The sequence below is a fragment of the Nocardioides sp. Z30_9 genome (genome assembly GCF_058215735.1).
The window spans coordinates 1,152,543-1,175,506 of record NZ_JBZAJF010000002.1 but is presented as its reverse complement, the minus strand read 5'-3'; the positions used below and the strand labels follow the sequence as shown (position 1 = coordinate 1,175,506).

The 22,964-nt window shown below is 70.3% G+C and carries 20 protein-coding genes and 1 tRNA gene; 7 read left to right on the top strand and 14 right to left on the bottom strand.

The genetic code is table 11. The annotated features are described in order from the left end of the window. Window positions 1-5 precede the first annotated feature (5 nt). The 4 genes from thrC to argS all read right to left on the bottom strand — a co-directional run bounded on the left by thrC (window position 6) and on the right by argS (window position 5,613). The gene (gene thrC, locus AC4BGB_RS16415) at window positions 6-1,106 is read right to left on the bottom strand and encodes a threonine synthase (protein ID WP_490547958.1); all 1,101 of its coding nucleotides are present in this window, start codon (window positions 1,104-1,106) and stop codon (window positions 6-8) included. 32 nt (window positions 1,107-1,138) lie between these two features. Next, window positions 1,139-2,452, bottom strand: coding sequence for a homoserine dehydrogenase (locus tag AC4BGB_RS16410; protein WP_490547957.1), 1,314 nt, complete (start codon window positions 2,450-2,452; stop codon window positions 1,139-1,141). Window positions 2,453-2,519: 67 nt separating this feature from the next. Further along, window positions 2,520-3,914, bottom strand: a complete 1,395-nt coding sequence (gene lysA, locus AC4BGB_RS16405) for a diaminopimelate decarboxylase (protein WP_490547956.1) — start codon at window positions 3,912-3,914, stop codon at window positions 2,520-2,522. A 7-nt stretch (window positions 3,915-3,921) separates the two neighbouring features. Then, complete coding sequence (gene argS, locus AC4BGB_RS16400) at window positions 3,922-5,613, bottom strand: arginine--tRNA ligase (protein ID WP_490547955.1); 1,692 nt, start codon at window positions 5,611-5,613, stop codon at window positions 3,922-3,924. Between the two features lie 79 nt (window positions 5,614-5,692). On the opposite strand from argS, the gene AC4BGB_RS16395 reads away from it, so the two are divergent. The 4 genes from AC4BGB_RS16395 (at window position 5,693) to AC4BGB_RS16380 (ending at window position 10,799) form a co-directional block, all read left to right on the top strand. After that, window positions 5,693-5,768 (top strand) — tRNA-Arg (locus tag AC4BGB_RS16395). Between the two features lie 203 nt (window positions 5,769-5,971). Then, entirely contained in the window at window positions 5,972-9,871 is a 3,900-nt protein-coding gene (locus tag AC4BGB_RS16390; protein ID WP_490547954.1) for a multifunctional oxoglutarate decarboxylase/oxoglutarate dehydrogenase thiamine pyrophosphate-binding subunit/dihydrolipoyllysine-residue succinyltransferase subunit, read from the top strand. 6 nt (window positions 9,872-9,877) lie between these two features. Beyond that, entirely contained in the window at window positions 9,878-10,057 is a 180-nt protein-coding gene (locus AC4BGB_RS16385) for a DUF6104 family protein (RefSeq protein WP_490547953.1), read from the top strand. Window positions 10,058-10,061: 4 nt separating this feature from the next. Next, window positions 10,062-10,799, top strand: coding sequence for an AAA family ATPase (locus tag AC4BGB_RS16380; RefSeq protein ID WP_490547952.1), 738 nt, complete (start codon window positions 10,062-10,064; stop codon window positions 10,797-10,799). Here the strand turns inward: AC4BGB_RS16380 and AC4BGB_RS16375 are convergent, their stop codons facing one another. The 5 genes from AC4BGB_RS16375 to AC4BGB_RS16355 form a co-directional block, all read right to left on the bottom strand. Continuing rightward, window positions 10,800-12,557: an IucA/IucC family protein gene (locus tag AC4BGB_RS16375; RefSeq protein ID WP_490547951.1), complete on the bottom strand. Its 1,758-nt coding sequence runs from the start codon at window positions 12,555-12,557 to the stop codon at window positions 10,800-10,802. It abuts the gene before it with no gap. Beyond that, complete coding sequence (locus AC4BGB_RS16370) at window positions 12,554-13,120, bottom strand: GNAT family N-acetyltransferase (RefSeq protein WP_490547950.1); 567 nt, start codon at window positions 13,118-13,120, stop codon at window positions 12,554-12,556. Before AC4BGB_RS16370 ends, AC4BGB_RS16375 begins: the two co-directional genes overlap by 4 nt. Beyond that, window positions 13,117-14,427 carry a lysine N(6)-hydroxylase/L-ornithine N(5)-oxygenase family protein gene (locus AC4BGB_RS16365; RefSeq protein ID WP_490547949.1) on the bottom strand — a complete coding sequence of 437 codons (1,311 nt, stop codon included), beginning with the start codon at window positions 14,425-14,427 and terminating at the stop codon, window positions 13,117-13,119. Before AC4BGB_RS16365 ends, AC4BGB_RS16370 begins: the two co-directional genes overlap by 4 nt. After that, on the bottom strand, window positions 14,427-15,923 hold the full coding sequence (locus AC4BGB_RS16360; protein ID WP_490547948.1) for a pyridoxal phosphate-dependent decarboxylase family protein: 1,497 nt from the start codon (window positions 15,921-15,923) through the stop codon (window positions 14,427-14,429). Before AC4BGB_RS16360 ends, AC4BGB_RS16365 begins: the two co-directional genes overlap by 1 nt. 80 nt (window positions 15,924-16,003) lie before the next feature. Continuing rightward, entirely contained in the window at window positions 16,004-16,192 is a 189-nt protein-coding gene (locus AC4BGB_RS16355; protein ID WP_490547947.1) for a hypothetical protein, read from the bottom strand. Between the two features lie 94 nt (window positions 16,193-16,286). Between AC4BGB_RS16355 and AC4BGB_RS16350 the strand changes: the two genes are divergently transcribed. Both AC4BGB_RS16350 and AC4BGB_RS16345 read left to right on the top strand, forming a co-directional pair. Then, a complete protein-coding gene (locus tag AC4BGB_RS16350; RefSeq protein WP_490547946.1) occupies window positions 16,287-17,255 on the top strand; it encodes a helix-turn-helix domain-containing protein in 969 nt (322 codons plus the stop codon). A gap of 25 nt (window positions 17,256-17,280) precedes the next feature. After that, the gene (locus AC4BGB_RS16345; protein WP_490547944.1) at window positions 17,281-17,886 is read left to right on the top strand and encodes an acetoacetate decarboxylase family protein; all 606 of its coding nucleotides are present in this window, start codon (window positions 17,281-17,283) and stop codon (window positions 17,884-17,886) included. Here AC4BGB_RS16345 and AC4BGB_RS16340 read toward each other — a convergent pair. Genes AC4BGB_RS16340 through AC4BGB_RS16330 form a run of 3 tightly spaced genes read right to left on the bottom strand, consistent with a single transcriptional unit; the run spans window position 17,868 to window position 20,468 of the window. Then, complete coding sequence (locus AC4BGB_RS16340; protein WP_490547943.1) at window positions 17,868-18,161, bottom strand: hypothetical protein; 294 nt, start codon at window positions 18,159-18,161, stop codon at window positions 17,868-17,870. The two genes, AC4BGB_RS16345 and AC4BGB_RS16340, sit on opposite strands and share 19 nt — an antisense overlap. A 25-nt stretch (window positions 18,162-18,186) precedes the next feature. Beyond that, a complete protein-coding gene (locus tag AC4BGB_RS16335; protein ID WP_490547942.1) occupies window positions 18,187-19,326 on the bottom strand; it encodes a fatty acid desaturase family protein in 1,140 nt (379 codons plus the stop codon). A gap of 32 nt (window positions 19,327-19,358) precedes the next feature. Then, window positions 19,359-20,468, bottom strand: a complete 1,110-nt coding sequence (locus AC4BGB_RS16330) for a ferredoxin reductase (RefSeq protein ID WP_490547941.1) — start codon at window positions 20,466-20,468, stop codon at window positions 19,359-19,361. A 174-nt stretch (window positions 20,469-20,642) separates the two neighbouring features. Here AC4BGB_RS16330 and AC4BGB_RS16325 point away from each other — a divergent pair, with 174 nt between their 5' ends. Next, a complete protein-coding gene (locus AC4BGB_RS16325; protein ID WP_490547940.1) occupies window positions 20,643-21,278 on the top strand; it encodes a TetR family transcriptional regulator in 636 nt (211 codons plus the stop codon). A gap of 27 nt (window positions 21,279-21,305) precedes the next feature. Here AC4BGB_RS16325 and AC4BGB_RS16320 read toward each other — a convergent pair whose 3' ends face one another. Next, complete coding sequence (locus tag AC4BGB_RS16320) at window positions 21,306-21,983, bottom strand: SDR family oxidoreductase (RefSeq protein WP_490547938.1); 678 nt, start codon at window positions 21,981-21,983, stop codon at window positions 21,306-21,308. After that, a complete protein-coding gene (locus AC4BGB_RS16315; RefSeq protein ID WP_490547937.1) occupies window positions 21,983-22,951 on the bottom strand; it encodes a zinc-binding dehydrogenase in 969 nt (322 codons plus the stop codon). Before AC4BGB_RS16315 ends, AC4BGB_RS16320 begins: the two co-directional genes overlap by 1 nt. Window positions 22,952-22,964: the final 13 nt, after the last annotated feature.

Here is a 22,964-nt window from a genome sequence, read left to right as displayed (position 1 = left end):
GACCATCAGACGAGGTTCGCGGCGCGCGCTGCTGCGTCGACCTCGGCGTCGCACACGGTGTCGACGAGGTCGGTGAAGCTCGACAGGGCGGTGTCGATGTCCTTGAGCCCGTGACCGGTCACCGTGACCACCACTCGCTGCCCGGCGTACCTGACGCCCTCGGCAGCCTCGAGCAGGAGCCCCGCGACGCCCGCGGCGGAGGCAGGCTCCACGAAGACGCCGTCGCGGCAGGCGAGCTCGCGCTGGGCCGCCAGGATCTCGGTGTCGCTGACCTGGCGGAACTTGCCGCCCGACTTGTCGGCTGCCTCGACCGCAAGATCCCAGGAGGCGGGGTTGCCGATCCGGATCGCCGAGGCGACGGTCTCGGGGTCGGGCACGGGGGCGCCGAGCACCAGCGGCGCCGCGCCGGCGGCCTGCCAGCCCCGCATCACCGGGAGCCTGGTCGACTCACCGGCCTGGCGCGACTCGCGGTAGCCGAGCCAGTACGCCGAGATGTTCCCGGCGTTGCCGGTCGGGAGCACGTGCACGTCGGGGGCGTCCCCGAGGAAGTCCACGATCTCGAAGGCCCCGGTCTTCTGGCCCTGCAGCCGCATCGGGTTGACCGAGTTGACCAGGGCGACCGGGTAGTGCTCGGCCAGCTCGCGGGAGATCCGCAGGCAGTCGTCGAAGTTGCCGCGGACCATGATCACCTGGGCGCCGTGCAGGATCGCCTGGGCCAGCTTCCCGGCGGAGATCTTGCCCTGCGGGACCAGCACGAGCGGCTTCACGCCGGCGCGCGCGGCGTAGGCGGCCATCGAGGCGGAGGTGTTCCCCGTCGAGGCGCACACCACGGCCTCGGCCCCCTGGCCGACCGCGACCGAGAGGGCGACGGTCATCCCGCGGTCCTTGAACGAGCCGGTCGGGTTGTCGCCCTCGACCTTGAGCCACACCTCGGCGTCGGTGATGCGGCTCAGCCAGGGCGAGTGGACCATCGGGGTGCCGCCCTCACGCAGGGTGATCGTCGGGGTGCCCTCGGGGATGTCGAGGCGGTCGCGGTACTCCTCGATCACCCCGAGCCACTGCCGCGAGGCAGGGTTGGGTGCACGCACTCCGCTGGGCTGGCTCATTCCTGGGCTCACTTCCGGGTTCATTTCCGGGCTCACTCCTGGTCCCCCTCGACCCGCATCACCGATGACACGTCGCGCACGCTGGCCATGCCCCGCAGGGTCTCCACGGTCGCCGACAGGTCGGCGTCGCTCGCGCGGTGCGAGACCACGACGAGCTGGGCGTCGTCGCCGCGGCCCTCCTGGCGGACGGTCTGGATGGAGACGTCGTGCTCCGCGAACGCGTGCGCGACCCCGGCGAGCACCCCCGCCTTGTCGTCGACGTCGATCTGCACGTGGTAGCGGGTCTGGGTCTCCCCCATGGGCAGCACCGGCAGGTCCGCGTAGGACGACTCACCGGCCCCACGCACGTCGGCCACCCGGTTGCGGGCGACCGTGACCAGGTCGCCCATCACGGCGCTCGCGGTCGGGGCGCCTCCGGCACCGGGCCCGTAGAACATCAGCTGGCCGGCCGCGGCGCTCTCCACGAACACGGCGTTGAACGCCTCGCGCACGCTGGCGAGCGGGTGAGTCCTGGGCAGCATCGCGGGGTGCACCCGGGCCGACACGGCGGGGCCGTCCGGCCCCTCCTCGAGGGCGACGATCGCCAGCAGCTTGACCACGCACCCCATCTCCTTGGCCGAGGCCACGTCGCTGGCGGTGACCTCCGCGATGCCCTCACGGTGCACGTCGGCGGCCGTCACCCGGGTGTGGAACGCGAGACTCGCCAGGATCGCGGCCTTGGCGGCGGCGTCGAAGCCCTCGACGTCGGCGGTCGGGTCGGCCTCGGCGTAGCCGAGGTCCTGGGCCTCCTGGAGGGCCTCGTCGAAGCCGGCTCCGGAGGTGTCCATCCGGTCCAGGATGAAGTTGGTGGTGCCGTTGACGATGCCGAGGACGCGGGTGACCTGGTCGCCGGCGAGCGACTCGCGCAGCGGCCGCACGATCGGGATCGCGCCGGCCACGGCGGCCTCGTAGTACAGGTCGCGACCGGCCTTCTCGGCCGCGGCGAACATCGTGGTGCCGTCCTCGGCGAGCAGGGCCTTGTTGGCCGACACGACGCTGGCACCGTTCGCCAGCGCGGAGAGGATCAGCGTGCGGGCGGGCTCGATCCCGCCGATGACCTCCACCACGACGTCGATGTCGCCGCGGGAGACGAGTCCCTCCGCGTCGGTGGTGAACAGCTCCTCGGGGAGGTCGACTCCGCGCGCCAGCCCGAGGCGGCGTACGGCGATGCCGACGAGCTCGACCGGGGCGCCGACGCGTGCCTCCAGGTCGCGTGACTGCTCCTGGAGCAGCCTCGCCACCTGGGAACCCACGACGCCGCAGCCGAGCAGGGCAACGCGAACTGGTTTCAAGGAGTGCTGGCTCATCGCGACACATCCTCCCACCTGTGTCCGGGGACCGGTGAGGCCCATCCACCTGCCACTGCCGGGGCGTTCACCCGAGGTCCGTGGCGAGCAGGTCGTCCAGCGTCTCCCGGCGTACGACGACCCGCGACTCCCCGTCGCGAACCGCCACCACCGGGGGGCGCAGGGCGTGGTTGTAGTTGCTCGCCATCGACCGGCAGTAGGCCCCGGTGCCGGGCACCGCGACCAGGTCTCCGGGAGCGACGTCACCGGGCAGGAACTCGTCCTTGACGACGATGTCGCCCGCCTCGCAGTGCTTGCCGACCACCCGGGTCAGCAGGGCAGGCGCGTCCGAGTCGCGGTTGGCGAGGGTGCAGGAGTAGTCCGCGTCGTAGAGCGCGGTGCGGATGTTGTCGCTCATCCCCCCGTCCACCGAGACGTAGGTGCGCACCGCGCCACCGTCGAGCTGCACCGCCTTGACCGTGCCGACCTCGTAGACCGTGCACATCGCGGGACCGGCGATCGCTCGCCCGGGCTCGATGGAGAGGCGCGGGGCGGACAGGCCCAGGGCATTGCACTCGTCGCGCACGATCTTGGTCATCTCCACGGCCAGCTGCGCGGGGTCCGAGGGGTCGTCCTGGGTGGTGTAGGCGATCCCGAAGCCTCCGCCGAGGTCGAGCTCGGGGAGCTCGACGCCGATCTCGCTGGAGATCTGCGACTGCAGGGCGAGCACCCGGCGTGCGGCGACCTCGAACCCGGAGGAGTCGAAGATCTGCGAGCCGATGTGGGAGTGCAGCCCGAGCAGCTCGATCCCGGGCGCCTCCTGGAGCTGGCGTACGGCGTCCAGCGCGTCGCCGCTGCTGATCGAGAACCCGAACTTCTGGTCCTCGTGGGCGGTGGCGATGTACTCGTGGGTGTGCGCCTCGACCCCTGCGGTGACGCGGACCATCACGCGTGCGGTGATCCCGGTCTCCTGGGTCAGCTCGACCAGCCGGCGGATCTCGTGGAACGAGTCCACGACGATGCGGCCCACCCCGAGCTCGAGCGCGCGCCGCAGCTCGGCGACGGTCTTGTTGTTGCCGTGCAGACCGACCCGCTCCATCGGGAACCCGGCGCGCTCCGCGACCGCCAGCTCGCCACCGGAGCAGACGTCGAGGCTCAGCCCCTCCTCGGCGATCCAGCGGGCGACGGTCGTGCACAGGAACGCCTTGCCTGCGTAGTAGACGTCGCAGCCGGCGAAGCCGTCACGGAAGGCCCGCGCCCGCGCTCGGAAGTCCTCCTCGTCCAGGACGTACGCCGGCGACCCGTGCTCGGCCACCAGGTCGGTCAGCCTGACGCCGCCGATCTCGAGGACGCCGTCGACCTTGCGTGCGGTCCGGGACCACAGCTGCTCGACCAGGGCGTCGGGGTCCTCGGGCTCGCGCAGCCACGCCGGCCCGCGGACCGAGACTGCAGCATGGGCCCAGCCGGCCTCGTGAGCGCGCACCGTCCCGTCACATCCTCTCGGGCGCGGAGACGCCGAGCAGGCGCAGTCCGTTGGCGATCACGGTCCGGGTCGCGACCACCAGCATCAGGCGGGCCTCGTTGGCCGGGGTCACCGGCGCGTCGCCCTGGGGCAGCATCCGGCACTCCTTGGTGTCGTACCAGCGGTTGAAGATCGACGCGGTGTTCTCGAGGTACCTCGCCACCCGGTGCGGCTCGCGCAGCTCGGCGGCGCTGGCCACCACCCGCGGGAACTCGGCGAGCGCACGCAGGAGGTCGCCGTCGCGCTCGTGGGAGAGCAGCGAGGGGTCGAAGGCTCGCGGGGAGTCGGCGGAGGGCTCGTCGGGCAGCGACATCCCGAGGTCGGCGGCGTTGGCCATCATCCGGCAGGTGCGCGCGTGCGCGTACTGGACGTAGTACACCGGGTTGTCGTTGCTGGCCCGGGTGATCTCGGCGACGTCGAGCACCAGCGGCGAGTCCGCGGGGTAGCGCGCCAAGGAGTAGCGCAGCGCGTCCACGCCGATCTCCTCGGCGAGCTCGTCCAGGGTCACGATCGTCCCGGCCCGCTTGGAGAGCTTCATCTCGGCGCCGTCGCGCATGATCTTGACCAGCTGGCCGATCATCACGTCCAGCGTGACCTCGGGGTCGTCGCCGACGCAGGCAGCCATCGCCCGCAGCCGGCCCACGTAGCCGTGGTGGTCGGCGCCGAGCAGGTAGATGCAGTGGTCGAAGCCGCGGGCGCGCTTGTTCAGGTAGTACGCCGTGTCGGAGGCGAAGTAGGTCAGCTCGCCGTCGGACTTGATCAGCACCCGGTCCTTGTCGTCGCCGAAGTCGGTGGTGCGCATCCACAGCGCCCCGCCCTCGTTGTAGACGTGACCGAGGTCCTTGAGCCGCTGGAGCGTCTCGGGCACCGAGCCGGAGTCGTGCAGGGACTGCTCGGAGAACCACACGTCGAAGTGGGTGTTGAAGCGCTCGAGCTGTCGCTGCTGGGAGGCGAGCTGCAGCTCGTAGCCCTTGGCTCGCACCGCCCGGCGACGCTCGGCAGGAGGCAGCTCGAAGATGCCGGGGCTGGCCGCCTCCACCTCCTTGGCGAGCTCGTCGATGTAGGCGCCGGCGTACCCGTCCTCGGGCTTGGGCTGGCCCAGCGCCGAGGCGATGATCGAGTCGGCGAAGTGGTCCATCTGGACACCGCGGTCGTTGATGTAGAACTCGCGGGTCACCACTGCCCCGGCCGCGCTCAGCACCCGCCCGATCGCGTCGCCCAGCACCGCCCAGCGGGTGTGGCCGAGGTGGAGCGGTCCGGTGGGGTTGGCCGAGATGAACTCGACGTTGATCTTCTGGCCACCGAGCACCTGGGTGTGGCCGTAGCCCTCACCGGCCGCGACGACGTCGGCTGCGACCAGGCCCTGGGAGCCCGCCTCGACGGTGATGTTCAAGAAGCCTGGGCCGGCGACGGCGACGGCGTTGATGCCCTCGGCGGCGGAGAGCTCCTCGGCGAGCATCCCGGCGAGCTCGCGGGGGTTCAGGCCGGCCTTCTTGCCCAGCTGGAGGGCGACGTTGGTGGCGTAGTCCCCGTGCTCCTTGCTCCGTGGTCGCTCGACCACGACCGTCGCCGGGATGCCGTCCGGCAGGCTCAGCCGCCCCGCATCACTCAGCGTGGTCAGGGCAGCAACGATGGTGGAGGAGAGCTGGGTGGGATTCACGCCCCCAGCCTATCTGCGGGGCCGGTGTGCCATCGTGGGAGGATCTCCCGGTAGTGTGCGGGATCGCGCCTCGGCGCACGCCTCCGTAGCTCAGGGGATAGAGCACTGGTTTCCGGTACCAGGTGTCGCAGGTTCGAATCCTGCCGGAGGCACCATCCACCGGAGCGCCACCCACGCATCCCGGGCCGGCCCCTCGCGGGTCACTCCGAGGTGTGCCGGTGGACCCGGCCCCTTCCGGCCTGAGTGATACTGGCCACACGGCGAGCGAGGGGGACTCCTCCCCTCCGATTCTCGTAGGCTGGGGTCTAGCCTGTGACGTACGCACACCCACGCACATTGGAAGAGGCGAAAACTGGCCGTGCCCGAGTCAACCGAGGACAGTTCGACGTCTGGGTTCGGAGCCAATGAATGGCTCGTCGACGAGATGCACGAGAGGTACCAGAAGGACCCCCACAGTGTGGACAAGGTCTGGTGGGACTTCTTCGACAAGGAACCGCGACGCGACGCGTCGCCGGCGGGCTCCGAGCAGACCCGCAACGGCGGCAGCGACGGCGGTGAGGCCGCCAACGGCACCGTGACGGAGTCGACCGGCGCCCCCAAGAGCCGGCCCTCCGGCAACGGGTCCGGGGGGTCGAAGTCCTCCGCGCCCCAGAAGAAGGCCGCGCCCGAGAAGAAGGCCGCCGCGTCCGAGAAGACCGCTGCGCCGGAGGACAAGTCCTCCAAGACCAGCAAGCCCGCGAAGAAGACCGAGAAGAAGGCCGAGAAGTCGAGCAGCGTGTCCTCCGAGAGCAAGAACAGCAGCAAGGGCGCCACCAAGAGCGCCGCCACCAGCAACGACAAGTCGCCCTCCAAGAGCACGGAGCAGGCTGAGTCCGAGGCGAAGGCCGAGCCGACGTACACCGTCCTGAAGGGCGCACCGGCACGCACCGTCGCGAACATGGACATGAGCCTCACGGTGCCCACGGCGACCAGCGTGCGCTCGGTCCCGGTCAAGCTGCTGTGGGACAACCGCATCGTGATCAACAACCACCTCGCCCGTGCTCGCGGCGGCAAGGTGTCCTTCACGCACCTGATCGGCTACGCCCTGGTGCGCGCACTCAAGGCGATGCCCTCGATGAACGTCGGGTACGACGAGATCGACGGCAAGCCCAACCTGATCACCCCGGCCCACGTGAACCTCGGCCTGGCGATCGACATGAAGAAGGACGACGGTTCCCGCACGCTCCTGGTGCCCAGCATCAAGGCCGCGGAGAACATGGACTTCGCCCACTTCTGGACCGCCTACGAGGACATCGTCCGCAAGGCGCGCAACGGCAAGCTCCAGGTCTCTGACTTCCAGGGCACCACGATCAGCCTGACCAACCCCGGCACGATCGGCACCAACCACTCCGTGCCCCGGCTGATGAAGGGGCAGGGCGCGATCATCGGCGTCGGCTCCATGGAGTACCCGCCGGAGTTCCAGGGCGCCTCCGAGGAGACGCTCACCCGCAACGCGATCAGCAAGATCATGACGCTGACCTCGACCTACGACCACCGCGTGATCCAGGGCGCCCAGAGCGGCGACTTCCTGCGGATCGTGCACGGCCTGCTGCTCGGCGAGGACAACTTCTACGACGACATCTTCCGCTCGCTGCGGATCCCCTACGAGCCGATCCGCTGGTCGAAGGACATCTCGACCAACCACGACGACGAGATCAGCAAGCAGGCCCGGATCCTCGAGCTGATCCACGCCTACCGGGTGCGCGGGCACATGATGGCCGACACCGACCCGCTCGAGTACAAGCAGCGCAGCCACCCCGACCTCGAGGTGGAGACGCACGGGCTGACCCTGTGGGACCTCGACCGCGAGTTCGCCACCGGCTCCTTCGGCGGCGAGCGCCGGTTCATGAAGATGCGCTCCATCCTCGGCATCCTGCGTGACTCCTACTGCCGCACCGTCGGCATCGAGTACATGCACATCCAGGACCCCGAGCAGCGCCGCTGGATCCAGGAGCGCGTGGAGCAGCCGCACCAGAAGCCCCCGCGCGAGGAGCAGCTGCGGATCCTGCTCAAGCTCAACCAGGCCGAGGCGTTCGAGACCTTCCTGCAGACGAAGTTCGTCGGCCAGAAGCGGTTCAGCCTCGAGGGCGGCGAGACCACGATCCCGCTGATCGACGAGATCTGCGAGGCCGCGGCCGAGGCCGGGCTCGACGAGGTCACGATGGGCATGGCCCACCGCGGCCGCCTCAACGTGCTGGCCAACATCGTCGGCAAGAGCTACAGCCAGATCTTCCGCGAGTTCGAGGGCAACATCGACCCCCGCACCGTGCAGGGATCCGGCGACGTGAAGTACCACCTCGGCGCCGAGGGCGAGTTCCTCTCCGACAAGGGCGACAAGATCAAGGTCTCCGTCGCGGCGAACCCCTCGCACCTCGAGGCGGTCGACCCCGTGCTGGAGGGCATCGCCCGCGCCAAGCAGGACATGCTCAACCAGGGCGAGGCGTTCCCGGTGCTGCCGCTGCTGGTGCACGGCGACGCGGCCTTCGCCGGCCAGGGCGTGGTGGCGGAGACGCTGAACCTCTCCCAGCTGCGCGGCTACCGGACCGGCGGCACCATCCACGTGGTCGTCAACAACCAGGTCGGGTTCACCACCTCCCCCGCGGCGTCGCGCTCCTCGCTCTACAGCACCGACGTCGCCCGGATGGTGCAGGCACCGATCTTCCACGTGAACGGTGACGACCCCGAGGCGTGCATCCGCGTCGCCCGGCTCGCCTTCGAGTACCGCCAGGCGTTCAACAAGGACGTCGTGGTCGACCTGGTCTGCTACCGCCGCCGCGGTCACAACGAGGGCGACGACCCGTCGTACACCCAGCCGCTGATGTACGACCTGATCGAGCAGAAGCGTTCGGTGCGCAAGCTCTACACCGAGTCGCTGATCGGGCGTGGCGACATCACGCTGGAGGAGGCCGAGCAGGTCCTCAAGGACTACCAGCAGCAGCTCGAGCGCGTCTTCACCGAGGTCCGCGAGGCCACCGGCGCTCCCGAGAGCTGGACCACGGTCCCGGACTACCCGGAGAAGAGCCACGAGGAGTTCACGACCGCGATCTCCAAGGAGACCCTCAAGCGGATCTCCGACGCCTACGTGAGCGCTCCCGACGGCTTCACCGTGCACCCGAAGGTGCTCCCGCAGCTGCAGCGCCGTGCCGCGGCGATGACCAGCGGGCCCATCGACTGGGGCGCAGGCGAGATCCTCGCCCTCGGGTCGCTGCTGATGGACGGCCGGCCCGTGCGCCTCTCCGGCCAGGACTCGCGCCGCGGCACCTTCGCGAGCCGGTTCGCCACGATCATCGACCGCCACAACGCGAGCGAGTGGACCCCGCTGGCGAACCTCACCGAGGACCAGGCGAGCTTCTACGTCTACGACTCGCTGCTCTCCGAGTACGCCGCACTCGGCTTCGAGTACGGCTACTCGGTCGCCCGTCCCGACGCCCTGGTGGCTTGGGAGGCACAGTTCGGTGACTTCGTCAACGGCGCCCAGACGGTGATCGACGAGTTCATCACCGCGAGCAGCACCAAGTGGGGCCAGCAGTCCGGCGTGGTCCTGCTGCTGCCGCACGGCTACGAGGGCCAGGGACCCGACCACTCGTCGGCCCGCATCGAGCGGTTCCTGCAGATGGCCGCCGACGAGGCGTTCGTGGTCGCACAGCCCTCGACTCCGGCGAGCTACTTCCACCTGCTCCGCAGGCACGCCCTCGGCGACACCCACCGCCCGATGATCGTGTTCACGCCGAAGTCGATGCTGCGCCGCAAGGAGGCTGCCTCGCAGCCCGACGACTTCACCCAGGGCACCTTCCGCCCGCTGATCGGGGACGCCGTCACCGACCCCGAGAAGGTCGACACGCTGCTCCTGTGCAGCGGCCGGATCACCTGGGACCTGATGGTCGAGCGGGGCAAGCAGCAGGGCGACTCGCCCACCACCGCGATCGCTCGCGTGGAGCAGCTCTACCCGGAGCCGGTCTCGGAGCTGAAGGCCGAGGTCGAGCGCTACCCGAACCTCAAGGAGATCCGCTGGGTGCAGGACGAGCCCGCCAACATGGGCCCGTCGCCGCACTTCCGGCTCGGGATGTTCAACGAGCTCGACCACAAGGTCAAGGTCATCTCCCGGCCCGCGTCGAGCTCGCCCTCGGTGGGTCAGCACTCGCGGCACGTCGAGGAGCTCAAGGGCCTGATGAGCTCGGCGTTCGCACCGGTCGAGGGCTCGGCCGAGGCCAGCTACTAGGCCGCGATGTACTTCACCGACCGCGGGATCGAGGAGCTCACCAAGCGACGGGGCGGCGAGGAGGTGACCCTCGACTGGCTCGCAGAGCGGTTGCAGGAGTTCACCGACCTCAACCCCGACTTCGAGACCGCGGTCGAGCGGTTCGCCACCTGGCTGGCCCGGCTCGACGACCCCGAGGACGACTGACCCGGTGGGCGCCAGGCGCGCCCGCGGGTCCTTCGACTCGCGGCCGGTGCGCCGGTTCGTCCCCAACGGGACCGCGACCGGGCAGTGGCCGGTCGGCGTGGCCGCTGTCGACCAGGTGCTCCGCGAGGGCTTCGAGGTGACCCCCGGGGTCACCTTGCTGTACGGCGAGAACGGGGCCGGCAAGTCGACCCTGGTCGAGGCGTTCGCGATGACGTTCGGCCTCTCCAGCGAGGGCGGCACGCCGTACGCCCAGCACAGCACCCGCCCCTCGGAGTCCCCGCTGCACGAGTGGCTCTCGATGGAGCGCTCGGCCGGCGGCAGCAAGTGGGGGTTCTTCCTGCGCGCCGAGTCGATGCACGGGCTCTACACCTACCTCGAGGACCACGGCGGCGGGGACCTGCACGCGATGAGCCACGGCGAGTCCTTCCTGACGCTGCTCCGCACCCGGTTCGACTCCCCCGGCTTCTACTGCCTCGACGAGCCCGAGGCCGCGCTCTCGTTCAGCGGCCAGATGGCGCTGCTGGGCACGATGCACGACCTGGCCTCCGCCGGAGCACAGCTCGTCTGCGCGACCCACTCGCCGCTGCTCGCCTCCCTTCCCGGGGCGCGGCTGCTCGAGGTGGGCGACTGGGGCATCCGCGAGACGACGTACGACGACCTCGAGCTGGTCGCGCACTGGCGCGACTACCTCGCCGAGCCGGGGCGCTACCTGCGCCACGTGCTCGCGGACCCGGACGACTGACTAGCTCCTCGCCGCGGGGTTCCGCAACATCCCCGCGTGGACCAGCGACTCCGCCGGTCCGGCGAGGTCGACCATCTCCAGGGTGTTGCGCAGCTGCAGCCGGTTCAGGCAGCTGTGCTGGAACTCCGGGCGCAGCAGGTCGTAGCGTGCCACCGCCTCGGCCAGCTCGGGGTGGTCGACGGCGTGCTGCTCGATGCACTCGCGGACGGCCGCCCAGAACGACTCCTGCGGGAGCACGCCGTCCTCGTCGAGGATCCCGGCGAGGTGACGCAGGAACCCGTCGAAGACGTCGGTGAGGATCGGCAGCGGCAGCTGCTCGTCGGGGATCCGGTGGCGGATCCGCTCCACCTCCGGCGGAAGCGGCTGGTCGCCGAGCACGGCGACCTCCTCGCCGATGTCCTTCATCAGCATCCGCACCGGGACCCCGTCGCGCAGCACCATGATCAGGTTCTCCCCGTGCGGCATGAACGCGAGGTCGTGGCGCAGCAGGCAGTGCACCAGCGGTCGCAGGTGCACCCGCAGGTAGGTCTCCACCCATTCCCGGGCCGTCATCGCGGAGCGCTCCACCAGGCACGCGGCGTACGACCTGCCTGCGGCGTCGCGGTGCAGCAGCGCCGCCATCGTGGCCAGCTGCTCCCCCGGCTCGAGCCGGGTCACCGGGCTCTCCCGCCACAGCGCGGCGAGCATCTTCTGGTACGGCGAGGTCTCGTCGAGCTCGTGGAACACGTCGCCGGTGTAGCCGATCGCGGCCCGCTCGCGCAGGACGCCGAAGCCGCACCGGCGCAGGGTGTGGTCGGCGGTGACCACGCCGGCGACCCAGTCGTTGATCGCGGGCGTCGCGGTCATGTACTTCGGGGAGAGCCCGCGCATGAACCCCATGTTCTGGATCGACAGCGCCGTCTTCACGTAGTGGCGGTCGGGACGGGAGATGTTGAAGAACGTGCGGATCGACTGCTGCGCCCGGTAGTCGTCCGGGCCGGTCCCGAGGTGGACCAGGTCCTCGCGCGCCAGGTCGGGCGCGAAGGTGATCGCCACCTTGTTGGTCCACTGCCACGGGTGCACCGGCAGCCACCGGTAGTCGGCCGGGTCGAGACCACGCTCGCGCAACCGCTCGCGGAAGTGCTCGTGCACCTCGGGGTCGAGCTCGTCCTCGTAGAGGGCGATCTCGTCGATCCCCTCCCCGAGGCTCAGCCGGCTGGCCGAGCGGCGGCAGGCCAGCCACACCAGCCGGAGCGCGCACCCGGCCTCGGGGGCCCAGCGGACGTAGTCGTCGATGCCGAACCCGATCCGGCCGTTGTTGGCGACGAAGCCTGGGTGCCCCTCGGTCATCGCGCCCTCCACGTCCTGGTAGCCGGCGTCGAGCAGCTCCGCGGAGGTGGTGGCGTGGTGCTCGAGCTTCCAGGCGGTCGACGCGAGGGTGCTTGCGATCTCCTCCAGATAGGTCGGCAGCAGCGCCGGCGGGATGCCGAGCACGTCGGCGAACTCCACGACGAGCTCCTGGGCGTCGAGGGGGACGGCCATCCCGTCGCGCTCCCGCGACAGCGAGGCGCGGTCGAGCAGCCAGTGCTCCAGGGCGAGCTCGCGCGCCGCGAACCGGTAGCGCACCCGACCGTCAGGTGCCTCGACGACGTAGTGCTCACCGTCGCGCACCGGCTCGATGATCCGCTCGTGGGCGAACTCCGCGATCGCCTTCGCGACCAGGTCCCGCTGCGCGCGCACGAGGTTCGCGGGGGTCAGGTGGGCGGTGGCCAGAGTCATCGCAGGAGCCCCCTCTCGAGATCGGAGTCCTGGAAGGACTCACGGGTGGCCACGGACAGTGCGGCGGTCTTGGTCTCCAGCTCGACGTGGCGCAGCACGGTGAACCCCGCCGCTTCGTTGAGGGCGGCGATGGCCCGGTTGCGCACGTCGGGCTCGACGACCACCCGCCGTACGGCGGGGTCGGCGAGGCAGAACCGCATCACGAACCGCATCACCGCGCGGGTGAACCCGTGCTCAGGCTCGTCGGTGGGCGCGACGAGCAGGTGCATGCCCACGTCGCCCTCGTCGATCTCCGGGAGGCCTGCCAGCGGGCTGCGGGTGGCGTCGTAGCGCTCGACCAGGAACTGCGGACGACCGTCCGCCAGGCCGAGGAACGCCTCGTGGTGCTCGCTGGCGAGGATCCCGGCGTACTCCGTGGCCACCTCCGCAGGGTCGGCGTCCTGCATCTCCCAGTAGACCGACCGGGGGTGGGTGACCCAGGCGTGCAGCAGCTCGGTGTCGCGCCCGACGACCAGGGGCGCCACGCGCAGGTCCCAGCTCGACGGGCTCGCCGGCGCGTTCATCGGGCCCCCTCCAGCACGCGCAGGTGGTCGGGCACCCCGAAGTGCTGGAACGCGATCCGCTTCTCCACGGGGTAGACCTCGCGCCCCAGCATCGCCGCCAGCACCGTGGAGTTGCGGTGCGCTCCCATCCCGAGGTCCGGGGCGACGAACCCGTGGGTGTGCTCCTCGGCGTTCTGGACGAAGATCTCCGATCCCGCCAGGTCCACGGCGAAGGTCGCCGACGCGGCGAACCGGCCACGGTCGTCCCACCGGATCCGGTCGCGGACCGGGTCGAGGAACGCGGGCACCTCGTTGGCGTAGCCGGTGGCCAGCACCAGGCCCTCGGTGCGCAGCGCGAAGTCCTGGCCGGACTCCTGGTGGTGCAGCTCGAGCCGGTACGCCGACCCCTGCAACCGGGCCGCAGTCAGCTCCGACCCGGTCACCATCGTGGTGTCGACGCCGCCCGCGACGCGCTTCTCGTAGAGCCGGTCGAAGATCTGGTCGACGAGGTCGGAGCTGATCCCCTTGTAGAGCCCCTTCTGCTCGCGCAGGAGGTCCTCGCGGGTGGGCTCGGGCAGCGCCTGGAAGTAGGCGGTGTACTCCGGGGAGGTCATCTCCAGGGTGAGCTTGGTGTACTCCATCGGGAAGAACCGAGGTGACCTCGTCAGCCAGTTCAGGCTCTGGCCCGGCTCCAGGGAGTCGAGGAGGTCGAGGTAGACCTCGGCGGCGCTCTGGCCGCTGCCGACGACGGTGACCGAGCCCAGCCGGCGCAAGGTGTCGCGGTGCGCGAGGTAGTCGGCCGTGTGCAGCGCCACCCGGTCGGTCTCCCCCGCCCGGGCCGATTCCTCCACGAGCCGGCTCGCGACGTCCGGGACGACCGGGCTGGTCCCGACACCGAGCACGAGCCGCCGTCCGGCGTACACCTCGCCCGCGGTGGTGTGCACCAGGTAGGACCGGCCGTCGTGGGTCACGGAGTCGACGTGCTGCCCGAAGCGCAGCGAGGTCAGCCGGTCCGCGGCCCAGCGGCAGTAGTCGTTGTACTCCCGGCGCAGCGGGTAGAACGACTCGCGGATGTAGAACGAGTAGAGCCGCCCGGTGTCCTTGAGGAAGTTCAGGAAGCTGTACGGCGAGGTGGGGTCGGCCATCGTGACGAGGTCGGCCAGGAACGGGACCTGCAGGGTAGCGTCGTCGAGCATCATCCCGGGGTGCCAGTCGAACTCCGGGCGCGCCTCCAGGAACACCCCGTCGAGGTCGAGCGGCTCGGCCAGGCAGGCCAGGCCGAGGTTGAACGGCCCGATGCCGACGGCGACGAAGTCGTGGACGTGCATCACGCCACCTCCGAGCCGGGCAGCACCCGGGCGCCGATCGCGCAGATCTCGTCGAGGATCCCGGTGATGTCTGCGACCGTGGCCATCGGGTTGAGCAGGGTGAGCTTGAGCCAGGTGGTGCCGTCCACGCTGGTCGCGGCGACCATGCCGTTGCCGCGCCGGTAGAGCTCCTCACGGACCCGGCGGTTCAGCTCGCCGAGCTCCTCGGCCGGCACCTCGAGCGGGCGGTAGCGGAACACCAGCGTGCTCAGCAGCGGAGGCACGTCCACCTCGATCTCGGACATCTCCAGGGTCGCGCGGTGCACCCGCTGGGTGAGGTCGATCGCCTGGTCGAAGTAGTCGCCGATGGTGTCGGGTCCCATGATCCGCAGGGCCATCCAGAGCTTGAGGGCGTCGAAGCGCCGCGTCGTCTGCAGGCTCTTGTCGACCTGGTTGGGGTCGGTGGACCCGGCGGGGTTCAGGTAGTCGGCGTGGTGGGTCAGGTGCCCCAGGGTGCGGGCGTCGCGCACGATCACCGCGCTCGCCGAGACCGGCAGGAACCACGTCTTGTGGAAGTCGACGGTCACCGAGTCGGCAAGCTCGATCCCGTCGAGCAGGTGCCGCCGGCGCCGCGAGGCCAGCAGCCCGCCGCCGTACGCCGCGTCGACGTGGAACCACACCCCCGCGCGCTGGCACGCCCCTGCGATGCGGCGCAGCGGGTCGATCGCCCCGAAGTCAGTGGTGCCGGCCGTCGCGACCACGGCCATCGGGACCAGGCCCTGCTCGAGGCACTGGTCGAGCTGCGCCTCGAGGTCGTCCACACGCATCCGGTGCTGCTCGTCGCAGGCCACCTTCAGCACCGCGTCAGGGGCCAGGCCGAGGAGCCGGGCCGCCTTGTCGACGCTGAAGTGGCCGTCCTCGGAGGCGAGGATCCGCAGCCGGTCCGAGGTCACGTCCTGGCCATCCGGGCCGGGACCCGTTCCCAGGGCGGTGTCCCGGGCCAGCAGCAGCGCCTGCAGGTTCGACTGGGTGCCGCCGCTGGTGAAGATGCCGTCGGCGCGGGTGCCCACCCGGGACCGGTCCGGGTACGCCGAGGTCGGCAACCCGATGCGGGCCGCCGTCCAGTCCACCAGGCGCCGCTCCACCTGGGTGGCCCCGACGCTCTGGTCGAAGGTGTCCATCGAGGAGTTCACCGAGGAGACGAAGAGCTCGGCGAGGAGGGCCGGGATCACCACCGGGCAGTTCAGGTGCGCCGCGTAGGTCGGCTCGTGGAACCACACCGCGTCGTCGAGCCAGACTCGGGAGAGCTCCCCGAGCGTGGCTCCGAGGTCCTCGGCCGGGACGTCGAGATCGATGTCGGCCACGGGTGCGGCCGCCTGGGCCGGAGTCGTGCCAGCGCTGGGCCCGCGCACCCGGCCCAGCGTGTCGGCGAGGTGGTGGGCACCGGCCGTGATCGAGGTGAGGTACTCCTCGATGTTGTCGGGATGGAACACGTGCTGCAGGGTCGAGGTGCGCACCCAGGTCCTCCTGGCTTCCGAGAAGAGCGAGTTAGGTAAGCCTTACCTTACTGATCCCGGTCGCGGTGTCGACCCCCGTCTCACGTCAGGTACGTACGCCGCATCACGTCCAGGTCGTGACGCAGCCGCGCGTAGTCGGCGTCCCGGAGGGCGTCCGCCCCGGGCGGCTGCCCCGGCAGGTCGCGTGCGTGGCGGTGGCTGCGTTCCAGGAGCAGCAAGGGGACCCCGAGGAGGAGCAGCAGGAGCGCGAGTGCGAGGAAAGTGGTCATGGCAGTGACTTTGCTCCCGCCGGAATCCCGCCAACAGTGGCAGGAAAGTCGACCACCATCGGTTTCCTGCCACACTCCTGCCATACTCGAGGTCATGCCCCTTTCTCGCGTCGCCCTGGTCGTCCCGCCCGGGCCGATGATGTTCGAACTCGGCGTGGTCACCGAGATCTTCGGTGTCGACCGGACCGACGACGGTGTCCCCCCGATCGACTTCCGCGCCTGCTCCGAGCACCCGGGCGCTCCGCTGCAGCTGAGCAACGGGATCACGATGACGACCCCGCACGGCCTCGAGGCCGCCGAGGACGCCGACCTGGTGATCGCGACCGCCTACGACCTCTCCGCGCCACTCTCCGAGCCGCTGTTGGAGGTCTTCCGCCGTGCCCACGCACGCGGCGCCTGGGTGCTCTCCGTCTGCTCCGGTGCCTTCCTGCTGGGTGCGGCCGGTCTCCTGGACGGCCGCTCGTGCACCACGCACTGGCGCCACGCGGCCGACCTCGCGCGACTCTTCCCCTCCGCCACGGTCGACCCCGACGTCTTGTTCGTCGAGGACGACCGGGTGATCACCAGTGCCGGCACCGCTGCCGGCATCGATGCCTGCCTGCACCACGTCAGGTGCGAGCTCGGGGCGGCGGTGGCGACCCGGATCGCCCGCCGGATGGTGGTGCCCCCACAGCGCGACGGAGGGCAGCGTCAGTACATCGACCTCCCGGTGCCCACCTGTGAGGCCGACAGCCTGGCTCCGCTGCTGACCTGGATGCGGGAGCACCTCGCCGAGGAACAGCCGGTCCGGGCGCTGGCCGCCAGGGCCGCGATGTCCGAGCGCACCTTCGCACGGCGGTTCACAGCCGAGACCGGCACCACACCGGGCAAGTGGCTGCTGGCCCAGCGGCTGCACCACGCGCGGACCCTGCTGGAGAGCAGCGACCTCCCCGTGGAGACGGTCGCGCAGCGGTCCGGATTCGGATCGGCGGCGCTGCTGCGCCACCACTTCGGGACGGCCGTGGGCGTGGCCCCGGCCGAGTACCGGCGTACGTTCCGGGCACCGGACCTCCGCGTCGGCTAGAACAGGTTCCCCCTAGAGTCTGCGCATGACCTATCCCCCCGCGCCGTGGAACATGCACGGCCAGCTCTGGTTGTCCCTGTTCCGCGTCCGCAAGGACGACCACCCCGACCGCCGGCCCGGGGTGTACGGCGTCGCACTGGTCTCCTACGAGACGCCGAGCCCGCTGACCTACTCCGAGCTCCTCGTCGCCCACGTCGTCAGCGAGGCCGGCGGCCGACGCGTCAACATCACCGACATCTGGGTCGACTCGCCCGACTCCATGGAGGGCGGCCGGGCACTGTGGGCGATCCCGAAGGACCTGTGCGACTTCGAGCAGACCACCAGTGGGGGCCGGGTGCAGCGCACGTCGTGGAGCACCAGCCTCGAGGGCACCCCGATCGCCTCGGCGCGGTTCACCGACGTCTCCCGCAACGTCCCGCGGGTCCCGTTCAAGGGATCCACCTGGCAGCAGCGTGCCGCCGACGAGCCCGGCGCCGACCGAGAGGTCGTCGCGCACATCAAGGGCAGCGCCAAGGCGTTCCCCGCCCACGGCACCTGGGACTTCAACGCAGCGGGGCCGCTCGCCTGGCTGGCAGGCAAGCGACCCCTCGCGTCGGCGCGGATGAGCGACTTTCAGATGTCCTTCGGCTGACCCTCGCCCGCCACCCGGCCCGCCGGGCCGGCGGAGAGCTCCGGCTCGTCGGGAACGGCGCGGATGTGGTCTCGACCGGCCTTGCGGACCGAGTCGCGGATCTCGAAGATCTCGGTCGCGAACCCACCCACGGTCCGGGCGATGTCGCCGACGGCCCCGGTGATGATGGTCGCAACGCTGCCGACGGCCTGGCTCGCTGCGGTGACACCGTCCTGCAACGCGTCCTTGCGGATCTCCGCCTTGCTGAGCCTGTCGTTCATCGGTCGGTTCACCATGCCCGGAAGTCTCTCAGGTTCGCTCTCACGCGGCCATGTCCTGCGACACCTTGGTCCCGTGCTCGGGGGCGTTGTTGCGGGCCCCGGGCAGCGCGAACCTGCAGATCTTCTTCGCCACGCTGAACAGCTGCTTGCCCAGGGGCCCGGTGTTGTAGTCGAGCCCGTAGCGCTGGCAGATCTCCCGGACCTCCTCGGCGATCTCGGGGTAGCGGCGCGCCGGCAGGTCGGGGAAGAGGTGGTGCTCGATCTGGTGCGAGAGGTTCCCGGTCATGATGTGGAACAGCTTGCCGCCGGTGATGTTGGCCGACCCGAGCAGCTGGCGGTAGTACCAGTGGCCGCGGGACTCGTCCTCGCACTCCTCCTCGGTGAAGGTCGCCACCCCGGCCGGGAAGTGGCCGCAGAAGATGATGTTGAAGGCCCACACGTTGCGGACGAGGTTCGCGGTCGCGTTGCCGGCGAAGGTCAGCGGGAACAGCGGACCGGTCAGCGCCGGGAACAGCACGTAGTCCTTCAGCGCCTGGTTGCGGACCTTGCGCAGCAGGCCCGGGTAGAGCGGCTTGTTGTCCTCGAGGGAGCGCTTGCCCTTGACGATGTTCTCGACCTCGAGGTCGTGCATCGCCACGCCCCACTCGAAGAAGATCATCAGCAGCGTCGCGTAGACCGGGTTGCCCAGGTAGTACGGGTGCCACTTCTGGTCCTCGTCCATCCGCAGGATCCCGTAGCCGATGTCACGGTCCTTGCCGAGGATGTTGGTGAAGGTGTGGTGGATGTAGTTGTGCGAGTACTTCCACTGGTCGCGGGGGCAGACGTTGTCCCAGTCGTACATCCGCGAGTTCAGGCCCGGGTCGCCCATCCAGTCGTACTGGCCGTGCATCACGTTGTGCCCGATCTCCATGTTGTCCAGGATCTTGGACACGCTCAGGGCGGCGACGGCGAGCGGCCAGGCCGGGGGCAGGTACATCAGGGCGCGTCCGGCGACCTCGAGCTGGCGCTGCTTCTTGACGATGCCGCGAATGTAGTCCGCGTCCTCGTCGCCGAGCTGGCCGATGATCCGCTGCCGGATCGCGTCGATCTCGTCGCCGAACGCCTCGATCTGCTCGGACGTCAGCTTGTTGTCGGTCTTCGTGGGCGCCTGCTTGGTGGGCGCGTCGGTGGTGATGGTCATGTCGAATCCTTTCGGTGGGTCTGGGGTGTCGATCAGAGATCGATGGAGCAGCTGCCGACGGGGGCGGAGACGCAGACGCGGATCTCCTCGTCGGGCAGGGAGGACTCCTCGCCGGTGAGGACGTTGCGCACGGTGCCCTCGCTCTTGCGGGCGACGCAGGAGAAGCAGATCCCCATCCGGCAGCCGTACTCCGGGCTCAGGCCCTGCTCCTCGGCCTGCTCGAGCAACGAGGCACCGGAGTTGGGGGCGGTCGTCCCGCTGCGGGAGAAGGAGACCTCGCCGTCGGCGGAGTCACCGTCGACGGGTTGACCTGTCGAGATCTTGAAGAACTCGGTGCGCAGCCGCGGCGAGTCGCCGTACGCCTCGGCGACCAGCGACATCATCGGTGCCGGCCCGCACGCCCAGGTGTCGGTGTCGCGGAAGTTCGGCACCAGCCTGGCCAGCGACTCCGCGGTGAAGTTCTCGCCGTAGCGCGTGTGCACGTCGATCCCGTTGTCCTGCCAGGCGATCCGGTTCAGCTCCTCGGCGAAGATCTGGTCCTCACGGGAGCGGGCGTAGTGCAGGAACGTGACCTTCTTGCGGTTCGCCCTGCCGTCGTACCCGTCGCGGAGCAGAGTGCGGATCTGCGACATCACCGGGGTGATGCCGGAGCCGCCCGAGATCATCAGCAGCTCGTTGTTCGTCGGGGTCGCCGGGCTCTCGGTCAGGGTGAACCGACCCTCGGCCTGGCTCAGGTGCACGATCTCGCCCGGCTGGGCCTCGCACACCAGGAACTTGCTGACCCGCTGCTGTCCCGGGCGGACCTCCTCGTGGGCCCGCACGGTGATCGAGAACTGCTCGCCGGGGTTGGACTCGGCCGAGGAGATCGAGAAGCACCGCGTCGTACGCCGGGCCCCGTTGATCTCCACGCCGACCTGGACGTACTGGCCGGCCCGGTGACCGCGCCAGGTGCTGGTCGGCTGCAGGGTGATCGTGGCGACGGGGTTCTCCCCGTCGGTCTCGCGCTCGATCGAGACGATCCGGGCGCGAACCTCCGTGGCCGCCCACATCGGGTTGATCTGCTCGAGGTAGCGGTCCACGCTGTGGGGCGAGGTCAGCGCTGCCAGCGCTCGTGAGCCGAGGATGCGTTCGGCGATCGTCATGTCGCACGCCTCCGTTAAAGGTAGTTTGAGTGAACATGTGTTCACTCAAAAGTCTGCGGGCTGCGACGACGAGGGTCAAGACAAGCGTCGCGTGACGCCCAACACCCCGGGCGGCTGCCGCCTGAGATGGAGCACGACCGTCCACCCGGCGAGAAGACCAGTAGGGTCGAAGGCATGGAGAGCGCCGTCCACGCCGAGTCGCGCGGGGAGCGCAAGGAGCGCACCCGGCGCGCGCTGCTGGACGCAACCCTCGAGCTGTGCGAGGACAGCAGCCTGGTGGCGCTGTCGCTGCGCCAGGTGAGCAAGGCGGTCGGCATCGTGCCGACCGCGTTCTACCGCCACTTCGACTCCATCGAGGACCTCGGGCTCGCCCTCGTCGAGGAGTCCTTCGGGTCCCTGCGCGAGATGCTGCGCGACACCCGCCGCAGCGACCCGGACTACCAGGACATCATCGACAGCTCGGTGGACCTGCTGGTCGAGCACGTGCACTCCCAGCACGACCACTTCGCGTTCATCTTCCGCGAGAAGGTCGCGGGTCCCCCCGCCGTCCGTGCCGCCATCCGGCACCAGATCGAGCTCGTCGAGCGGGAGCTCGCCGCCGACCTCGCCCGGCTGACGGACCCGGCCTTCTGGTCCACCGAGGACCTGCGGGTGCTGTCGAACCTGATCGTGAACTCGATGATCGGCACCGCCGAGGCCATCCTGAGCGCCCGCCCGGGCGCCGACGCGGTGATCGCCGAGCAGGCCCGCACGCAGCTGCGGATGCTGCTGGTGGGCGCGCTGCACTGGCGCTCGGACCAGCCCCGCTGACCCGGTCGGCCGATCAGGGGCGATCGGTCAGGGGCCGGGGCTCACCGTGACGTCGGGGATGGTGGCGTCGCGCGGGAGGTCGAGCACGTGCAGGACGACGTCCGCGACGGTCCCGGGCTGGACCCAGTCCTGGGCGGCGTACTCCTTGCCCTCCTGCTCGTGCACCTTGCGCTGCATCGGGGTGGCCGTGCGGCCGGGGTAGACGCTGGTCACCCGGACCCCGTTCCCGAGCTCCTCGGCCCGCAGCGAGTCGGCGAGCGCGCGCAGGCCGTGCTTGGAGGCCGCGTAGGCGGCCCACTGCGGGTTGGCGCGCAGGCCGGCCCCGGAGTTGAGGAAGACCACAGTCCCGCGACTGGCGCGCAGCGCGGGCAGGGCGAGCCGGGTGAGCACGGCGGGCGCGAGCAGGTTGACGTCGAGCTGGGCGCGCCACTGCGCGACGCTCAGCTCCTCGACCCGGCCGAGGTCCACGCCACCGGCCGCGTGCACCACCGAGTCCAGCTCCGCCGGCAGCGTGAGCCCCTCGATCGACTCCGGGTCGGCGAGGTCGGCGACGCCCACCGTCGCTCCCGGGTAGCGGTCGGCGAGCGCGTCGGCGCGCTCCTGCGAGCGGGCCACCAGGACGAGCGTGTCGCCGCGGTCCCGCAGGGCGTCGGCGATCACCTCACCGATGCCGGATCCGGCACCGGTGAGCAGGTGGGTGCTCATCAGCGGGTGAAAACGATCTTGCCGAAGACGTCGCCCTCCGCCATCGCAGCGAACCCGTCCTTGGCCTTCTCCATCGGCAGGGTGCGGTCGATCAGCGGCCGGGCACCGCTGGAGTCCAGCAGGTTGACCAGGGAGGCGAGCTCGTCACTGGTGCCCATGGTGGAGCCGATCACGCGCAGCTGGAGGAAGAAGATCCGGGTGAGCTCGGCGTCGTCGAGCTTCGGGCCCGAGGTGGTCCCGGAGATGACGATCGCGCCGCCCGGGCGCAGGGCCCGGATGGAGTGCGACCAGGTGGCCTTGCCGACTGTCTCCATCACCGCGTCCACCTTCATCGGCAGCCGGGCACCGGACTCGAAGACCTCGTGGGCACCGAGCTCGAGGGCCTTGGCGCGCTTGCCCTCGTCACGGCTGGTCGCGAAGACGCGCAGCCCGCCGGCCCTGGCCAGGGTGATCAGGGCGGTGGCGACCCCGCCGCCGGCGCCCTGGACCAGCACGCTGTCGCCGGCCTTGAGGCCGCCCTGGGTGAAGAGCATCCGGTACGCCGTCAGCCACGCGGTCGGCAGGCAGGCCGCCTCCTCGAAGGAGAGCGACTCGGGCTTGGCGATCACGTTGCGCCGCGGCACCGCCACCAAGTCGCCGAAGGTGCCCGGGTGCCGCTCGCTGAGCAGCGACCGCTTCGGGTCGAGGGTCTGGTCACCGGTCCACGCCGGGTCGCTGATCACCGCGTGCACGACGACCTCGTTGCCGTCCTCGTCGAGACCGGCGGCGTCGCAGCCGAGGATCATCGGCAGCGCATCCTCCTTCAGCCCGACCCCGCGCAACGACCACAGGTCGTGGTGGTTCAGCGAGGCCGCCTTGACGGTGACCGTGGTCCACCCGTCGGGCACCTCGGGCTCGGGTCGCTCCCCGAGGACGAGGCCGTCGAGCGGGTTGTCGGTGGAGAAGGACTCTGCGTAGACAGCGAACATGTACCGACCCTAG

Excerpts from the sequence above, each read along its gene's own strand:
- AC4BGB_RS16385 (WP_490547953.1), top strand. The coding sequence starts at position 9,878 with ATGTACTTCACCGACCGCGGGATCGAGGAGCTCACCAAGCGACGGGGC.
- AC4BGB_RS16355 (WP_490547947.1), bottom strand. The coding sequence starts at position 16,192 with ATGACCACTTTCCTCGCACTCGCGCTCCTGCTGCTCCTCCTCGGGGTC.
- AC4BGB_RS16315 (WP_490547937.1), bottom strand. The coding sequence starts at position 22,951 with ATGTTCGCTGTCTACGCAGAGTCCTTCTCCACCGACAACCCGCTCGAC.
- AC4BGB_RS16320 (WP_490547938.1), bottom strand. The coding sequence starts at position 21,983 with ATGAGCACCCACCTGCTCACCGGTGCCGGATCCGGCATCGGTGAGGTG.
- AC4BGB_RS16325 (WP_490547940.1), top strand. The coding sequence starts at position 20,643 with ATGGAGAGCGCCGTCCACGCCGAGTCGCGCGGGGAGCGCAAGGAGCGC.
- thrC (WP_490547958.1), bottom strand. The coding sequence starts at position 1,106 with ATGAGCCAGCCCAGCGGAGTGCGTGCACCCAACCCTGCCTCGCGGCAG.
- AC4BGB_RS16335 (WP_490547942.1), bottom strand. The coding sequence starts at position 19,326 with ATGACCATCACCACCGACGCGCCCACCAAGCAGGCGCCCACGAAGACC.
- AC4BGB_RS16340 (WP_490547943.1), bottom strand. The coding sequence starts at position 18,161 with ATGGTGAACCGACCGATGAACGACAGGCTCAGCAAGGCGGAGATCCGC.
- AC4BGB_RS16410 (WP_490547957.1), bottom strand. The coding sequence starts at position 2,452 with ATGAGCCAGCACTCCTTGAAACCAGTTCGCGTTGCCCTGCTCGGCTGC.
- AC4BGB_RS16345 (WP_490547944.1), top strand. The coding sequence starts at position 17,281 with ATGACCTATCCCCCCGCGCCGTGGAACATGCACGGCCAGCTCTGGTTG.
- AC4BGB_RS16365 (WP_490547949.1), bottom strand. The coding sequence starts at position 14,427 with ATGCACGTCCACGACTTCGTCGCCGTCGGCATCGGGCCGTTCAACCTC.
- AC4BGB_RS16350 (WP_490547946.1), top strand. The coding sequence starts at position 16,287 with ATGCCCCTTTCTCGCGTCGCCCTGGTCGTCCCGCCCGGGCCGATGATG.
- AC4BGB_RS16330 (WP_490547941.1), bottom strand. The coding sequence starts at position 20,468 with ATGACGATCGCCGAACGCATCCTCGGCTCACGAGCGCTGGCAGCGCTG.
- AC4BGB_RS16370 (WP_490547950.1), bottom strand. The coding sequence starts at position 13,120 with ATGAACGCGCCGGCGAGCCCGTCGAGCTGGGACCTGCGCGTGGCGCCC.
- AC4BGB_RS16375 (WP_490547951.1), bottom strand. The coding sequence starts at position 12,557 with ATGACTCTGGCCACCGCCCACCTGACCCCCGCGAACCTCGTGCGCGCG.